The organism is Mycobacterium helveticum, from assembly GCF_007714205.1.
In the GTDB taxonomy this organism is placed as follows: domain Bacteria; phylum Actinomycetota; class Actinomycetes; order Mycobacteriales; family Mycobacteriaceae; genus Mycobacterium; species Mycobacterium helveticum.
The window spans coordinates 26,997-33,011 of the sequence record NZ_VMQU01000057.1 but is presented as its reverse complement, the minus strand read 5'-3'; the positions used below and the strand labels follow the sequence as shown (position 1 = coordinate 33,011).

The following is a 6,015-nucleotide window of genomic DNA, read 5'->3' as shown; positions in this document are numbered from 1 at the left end:
GGGGGGCGCGGGCTGGGGTTTCAGATGTTCCAACCAAATCTTTATGCGCGTTTATCGGGGGGGGTTATCGGGGTGGGTTGTCCGGGTGGGTTGTCCACCCGGCGTGCGGGGGCACCCCGGCGCGTCCACTAGCCTGCAGGCTGACACGTCTGCGACAGCACGACCTACGGAAGGGGCCCCACGTGGAGGTCAAGATCGGTATCACGGACAGTCCGCGCGAGCTGGTCTTCCCCAGTGGGCAGACCCCCGAAGAAGTCGAAGAACTCGTCGCCGCCGCGCTGCGCGAAGGCTCGGGCCTGCTGGCCCTCAGCGACGAGAAGGGCCGCCGTTTCCTGATCCACACGGGCAAGATCGCCTACGTCGAGATCGGTGCCGCCGACGCCCGCCGCGTCGGCTTCGGGATCGGTGCCGAAACCGCGGCCGCGCGGGCCACCGGGAAGGCCGCTAAGAACGAGTGAGCGGCACGTGCGACAGCCCGCCCCAGGCGAACTGAACCGTGCCCTCGACGGCGTCGACCTTGGAGATCGGACGGTCGGAGTCCAGCCAGTATCGGGCGCAGTCCACGCTGATGCCGACCAGCCCCACCGCGATCATCCGGGCGCGGTGCGGGTCCAGCCCCGAATCGGCGCTGATCAGCGCGAACACGGCGTCGGTGCAGGACTCGGTGGCGACCCGCACCTGCGCGGCGACCTCGGGTTCGGTCACGTAGTCGTTCTCGAAGATCAGCCGGTAGCCCTGGCTGTCGTGCTCGATGAAATCGAAGAACGCCTGCACTGCCGCGTGTAGCCGCTCGCGGTTGTCGGTGGTGGCCCGCAGCGCCTCCTGCACGCCGGAGACGAGCTTGTCGACGTGCCGGTTCAGCACCGCCAGATACAACTCGAGTTTGCTCGAAAAGTGTTGATAGAGAACCGGTTTGCTCACCCCGGCCCGATCCGCTATCTCGTCCATGCCGGCCGCGTGGAAGCCGCGGTTGACGAAGACGTCGCTGGCGACGATCAGCAGCTGGCCGCGGCGCTCGTCGCGTGGCAACCGGTTGCCACGACGGATCGAGGGTGCGGCTTGCTCTCCCGGCCGAGCGCGGTCACCCGTCTTGACGGCACGCCGCGCCGCCCTGGTGAGATCGCTCATCGAGTCCCCATCTGATTGTTTGCTGCCGGCCCCTTACCGCCGGCGCCGGCCGCATCCCGCTCGTGGCAACTGACCTTACTACCCGCGGGCCTACCCGCGGGACTACCGGCGTGACTACCGGCGGGACTACCCGCGGGGCCGCCGCGACCGCCGTCGCCGTCGGCGCCGGCAGGCAGGGGCGTCGCGCGGGGCATTCGGGCGCGCCGGGAACGCCCCCGGTGCCACCTGTGTCATCCTGGGAAAATGACGTCGGAGCGGCCCGTAGGCGGCACTGGCCGGATTCCGGTGGTGCGCGACGAGTGGCGCGAGCCGCTGCGGGCGCTGCGCGACCCGATCGACCGCAGCGCCGGCCGGCCCCGGGCCGACCGCGACCGCCCACGTCGTTGGCGCAAGCGGACCTGGCTGGGAAAGTTCGTGTCGACCTACGGCTGGCGGGCTTACGCGCTGCCGGTTCTGGTGGTGCTGACCGCGGTGGTGATCTACCAGACGGTGACCGGCACGGCCGCGCCGAAGCCCGCGGCCGGCCAGCCCGCCCAGGAATCGCCGGCCATCGGCACGGTGGGCACCGTGATCCTGGACGCGCCGCCGCGCGGGCTGGCCGCGTTCGACGCCAACCTGCCGGCCGGGATGCTGCCGGCCGGCGGCCCGTTCACCGAGGCGGGCGACAAGACCTACCGCGTCGTTCCCGGCACGACGCCGCAGGTCGGCCGCGGCACCGCCAAGGTGTTCAGGTACACCGTCGAGGTCGAGAACGGCCTCGACCCCGCCATGTTCGGCGGGGACGACGCGTTCGCCGAGATGGTTGACCAGACGCTGGCCAACCCCAAGGGCTGGACGCACGACCCCAAGTTCGCGTTCATGCGGGTGGACGCGACCAGCGGGGGCAACCCCGACTTCCGGATTTCGCTGGTGTCGCCGGTCACCGTGCGGGAGGGGTGCGGCTACGAATTCCAGTTGGAGACGTCGTGCTACAACCCGGCGTTCGGGCCGGACCGGCAGTCCCGGGTGTTCATCAACGAGGCGCGCTGGGTGCGCGGCGCCGTCCCGTTCCAGGGGGACGTCGGTTCCTACCGCCAATATGTGATCAACCACGAGGTCGGTCACGCCATCGGGTACGAGCGTCATCAGCCCTGCGACCAGCAGGGCGGTCTGGCCCCGGTGATGATGCAGCAGACGTTCTCCACCTCGGACGACGACGCCGCCCCGTTCGACCCCGACTTCGTCAAAGCGGACGGCAAGACCTGCAAGTTCAATCCCTGGCCGTTCCCTATCGCCTAGTCCGGCGCGCCTAGTCCGGCGCGCCGAGACTGCGCCCCGGGGCGCGGGCTCGCCGCGGTCACCGCAGGCTCGAAGCTCGCCGATCAGCTGAGTAGCCTCGGAGCTGTCAGAGCTGTCAAAGCTGTCAGCGGACAACCAGAGGACTGCCGGAGGAGATGTTCGGTGTCGACATCGTTGCCGCCGCTCGTGGAGCCGGCGCGTGAGCTCAGCCGCGACGAGGTGGCCCGCTACAGCCGCCACCTGGTCATTCCCGACCTCGGTTCGGACGGCCAGAAGCGGCTCAAGAACGCCCGGGTTCTGGTGATCGGCGCCGGCGGGCTCGGGTCGCCGACGTTGCTGTACCTGGCCGCGGCGGGCGTCGGCACGATCGGCATCGTCGACTTCGACGTCGTCGCCGAGTCGAACCTGCAGCGTCAGATCATCCACGGGGTGGCCGACGTCGGACGGCCCAAGGCGCAATCGGCGCGCGACTCGATCCTCGCCATCAACCCCCTGGTCGAGGTGCGCCTGCACGAGTTCCGGCTGGAGAACGGCAACGCCGTCGAACTGTTCGGACAGTACGACCTGATCGTGGACGGCACCGACAACTTCGCCACCCGGTATCTGGTCAACGACGCCGCGGTGCTGGCCGGCAAGCCGTACGTGTGGGGATCGATCTACCGGTTCCAGGGCCAGGTTGCGGTGTTCTGGGACGACGCCCCGGACGGACGCGGCCTGAACTACCGCGACCTGTACCCGGAGCCGCCACCCCCCGGGCTGGTGCCGACCTGCGCCGAAGGCGGTGTGCTGGGCATCCTGTGCGCCTCCGTCGCCTCGGTGATGGGCACCGAGGCGATCAAGCTGATCACCGGGATCGGCGAACCGCTGCTCGGCCGGCTGCTGGTCTACGACGCGCTGGAGATGAGCTACCGCACGATCACGGTTCGCAAGGACCCGTCCGCGCCCAAGATCACCGGGCTGGTCGACTACGAGCAGTTCTGCGGGGTGGTGCCCGAGGAGGCGGCCCACGCGGCCGGGGACGCCGAGGGTTGCACCGTCACCCCGGCCGAGTTGCGCCGGTGGCTGGACTCCGGCGAGAAGCTGGCGCTGATCGACGTCCGCGAGCCCGCGGAATGGGAGATCGTGCACATCGACGGCGCCCGGCTGATCCCGCAGTCGTCGATCAACTCCGGTGAGGGCCTGACGATGGTGCCGCCGGACTGCCGGCCGGTGCTGTACTGCAAGACGGGGGTGCGCTCGGCGCAGGCGCTGGCAGCGCTGAAGGGGGCGGGGTTCGCCGATGCGGTGCACCTGCAGGGCGGGATCGTGGCATGGGCGCAGCAGATGCAGCCCGACATGGTGATGTACTGACCGGGTAGCCGCAAATTGCTCCATTAGGCTGACCCCCGTGAGCGTCGAACCACCGCCGGACCATGTGCTGTCGGCCTTCGGTTTGACCGGTGTCAAGCCCGCGGCCCTCGGGGCCGGCTGGGAAGGCGGCTGGCGGTGCGGCGAGGTCGTGCTGTCGATGGTCGCCGACCATGCCCGCGCGGCGTGGTCGGCGCGGGTGCGCGAGACGTTGTTCGTCGACGGCGTGCGCCTGGCCCGGCCGGTCCGTTCGACCGACGGACGATACGTGGTTTCGGGCTGGCGGGCGGACACGTTCGTCGCGGGCACACCCGAGCCGCGGCACGACGAGGTGGTGTCGACGGCGGTGCGCCTGCACGAGGCCACCAGCAAGCTGGAACGCCCGCGCTTCCTGACGCAGGGACCCACCACCCCCTGGGCGGAGGTCGACGTCTTCATCGCCGCGGACCGCGCGGCGTGGGAGGAGCGTCCGCTCCAGTCGGTCCCGCCGGGGGCGCGGACATCCCCGCCGACGGCGGACGGCCAGCGGTCGGTCGAACTGGTCAACCAGCTCGCCACCCTGCGCAGGCCGACCAAGAGCCCCAACCAGCTGGTGCACGGTGATCTTTACGGGACGGTGCTTTTCGTGGGCACGGCGGCGCCGGGGATCACCGACATCACGCCCTACTGGCGTCCCGCGTCGTGGGCCGCGGGCGTGGTCGTCGTCGACGCCCTGTCCTGGGGCGACGCCGACGACGGGCTCATCGAACGCTGGAACGCGCTGCCGGAGTGGCCGCAGATGTTGTTGCGCGCGCTGATGTTCCGCCTCGCGGTCCATGCGCTGCACCCGCGCTCGACCGCCGAGGCGTTTCCGGGTCTGGCCCGCACCGCGGCGCTGGTCAGGCTGGTGCTCTAGCCCCCGGGCGGGAATTCGTGACGCACGTCGCGCAGCGCGACCCTGCCGTCGACCGCCAGCACCCCTTCGGCGCGCAACAGCTCCAGCTGGCGGGTGGTCAGATGCCGCGCCGGGCGTCCGGAGGCGGTGATGACCCGGTGCCACGGCAGGTCGGAGGAGTCGGTCCGCATGATCCAGCCCACGATGCGCGGACCGGACAGGCCCGCGGCGGCGGCGACGTCGCCGTAGGTGACCACGCGGCCGGCGGGCACGGCCGCCACCAGCGACCGCACCCGCTCGACCTGTTCCTCGGTGACCGGTGCCATGGTCAGCGCTCGCCCAGCAACTCGAGGGTCAGCGCCGCGACCTCGGCGGGCCGGGCGTGGGGCACCATGTGGTTGCAGTCGAAGTCCAGCAGCCGGAAGTCCGCCCCCAGCCGCGCTCGCAGTCCCGCGATGAGCCCCTGACCCACGTAGGGCGGCGAGGTCTGCCCGGCCCGCACCAGCGTCGTCGCCGTTCCCGGCGGCGGCAGCACGACGTCGCGGGCGAGTTCGCTCCAGTACGACACCATCGCCGGCAGGCTGACCCGCCAGCCGTAGCGCCCGCCCGGCAGCTCGATCAGGTGCTCGTCCAGCTCGGCATCGAGCAACGCGGGCTCCACGTCCACCCACGAACCCGTCGCCTTCTCCCGGCGGGCCTCCTCGGCGTCGGGGTAGTCCGGGGAGGACAGCATCGCGTCGGCGATCTCGCGCATCCAGTCGCCGTCCAGCCCGACGGCCGGGTCGAGCAGCAGCAGCGCCGCCACCCGGTCGGGTCGGGCCGCGGCCAGGTGCATCGCCAGGGCGCCGCCGAACGAGTGGCCGACCACGAGCACCGGCGTGTCGGCCCGGTCGTCGAGCAGCGCCGCCAGCGCCGCGACGTTGGCGTCGATGGTCCACGGCGCCGCCCACGACGACCGGCCATGGCCGAGCACGTCGGGCGCGGCCACGGTGATTCCGGGCAGGTAGCCGGCCAGGTGCCGCCAGCGCTGCCCATGGCCGGTCAGCCCGTGGATCGCCAGCACCCGCACCGGACCCGACGGACCGTAGCGGTGCACGTGCAGGTCTGCGCTCACCCGTCGATGGTGCCAGGTGCGGGGCGGGCTTACCCGATGTCGTCCCAGTCGTCGTCGGTGGGGACGACGAAGGCCTGTTCGAGCACGTCGGCTTCGTCGGCATCGCGATCCCCGGCATCGGCGCTCAGGTAGGCGGTGTCCAGGCCGGCCTCGTCGTCGGCATCGACCAGCTGGCGCTGTTCCTGTGCGTCCGCTTCCGGGACCTCGTCGTCGGGAACGAGGCCCTCGACGTCATTCACCATCGGATACCTCCTCACCTCTCGTCGGACTCAAC

8 protein-coding genes are annotated in these 6,015 nt (G+C 71.0%); 4 read left to right on the top strand and 4 right to left on the bottom strand.

The genetic code is table 11. From position 1 onward, the window contains the following. Positions 1-182 precede the first annotated feature (182 nt). Complete coding sequence (locus tag FPZ47_RS14645) at positions 183-458, top strand: DUF3107 domain-containing protein (protein WP_144952304.1); 276 nt, start codon at positions 183-185, stop codon at positions 456-458. Here FPZ47_RS14645 and fasR read toward each other — a convergent pair. Continuing rightward, positions 445-1,128 carry an HTH-type transcriptional activator FasR gene (gene fasR / locus FPZ47_RS14640; RefSeq protein ID WP_144952302.1) on the bottom strand — a complete coding sequence of 228 codons (684 nt, stop codon included), beginning with the start codon at positions 1,126-1,128 and terminating at the stop codon, positions 445-447. The genes FPZ47_RS14645 and fasR overlap by 14 nt on opposite strands. A 243-nt stretch (positions 1,129-1,371) precedes the next feature. Here fasR and FPZ47_RS14635 point away from each other — a divergent pair, with 243 nt between their 5' ends. The 3 genes from FPZ47_RS14635 to FPZ47_RS14625 all read left to right on the top strand — a co-directional run bounded on the left by FPZ47_RS14635 (position 1,372) and on the right by FPZ47_RS14625 (position 4,648). Next, entirely contained in the window at positions 1,372-2,406 is a 1,035-nt protein-coding gene (locus FPZ47_RS14635) for a DUF3152 domain-containing protein (RefSeq protein ID WP_144952299.1), read from the top strand. A 162-nt stretch (positions 2,407-2,568) separates the two neighbouring features. Beyond that, complete coding sequence (moeZ, locus tag FPZ47_RS14630; protein ID WP_144952297.1) at positions 2,569-3,756, top strand: adenylyltransferase/sulfurtransferase MoeZ; 1,188 nt, start codon at positions 2,569-2,571, stop codon at positions 3,754-3,756. Positions 3,757-3,793: 37 nt separating this feature from the next. Further along, positions 3,794-4,648, top strand: coding sequence for a TIGR02569 family protein (locus tag FPZ47_RS14625; RefSeq protein WP_144952295.1), 855 nt, complete (start codon positions 3,794-3,796; stop codon positions 4,646-4,648). Here FPZ47_RS14625 and FPZ47_RS14620 read toward each other — a convergent pair. From FPZ47_RS14620 to FPZ47_RS14610, 3 genes are read right to left on the bottom strand one after another with little or no spacing between them, the layout of a single operon-like run. After that, a complete protein-coding gene (locus tag FPZ47_RS14620; protein WP_144952293.1) occupies positions 4,645-4,953 on the bottom strand; it encodes an MGMT family protein in 309 nt (102 codons plus the stop codon). The two genes, FPZ47_RS14625 and FPZ47_RS14620, sit on opposite strands and share 4 nt — an antisense overlap. A 2-nt stretch (positions 4,954-4,955) precedes the next feature. Then, the gene (locus tag FPZ47_RS14615; RefSeq protein ID WP_144952291.1) at positions 4,956-5,741 is read right to left on the bottom strand and encodes an alpha/beta hydrolase; all 786 of its coding nucleotides are present in this window, start codon (positions 5,739-5,741) and stop codon (positions 4,956-4,958) included. Positions 5,742-5,770: 29 nt separating this feature from the next. Beyond that, complete coding sequence (locus tag FPZ47_RS14610; RefSeq protein WP_144952289.1) at positions 5,771-5,983, bottom strand: hypothetical protein; 213 nt, start codon at positions 5,981-5,983, stop codon at positions 5,771-5,773. Positions 5,984-6,015: the final 32 nt, after the last annotated feature.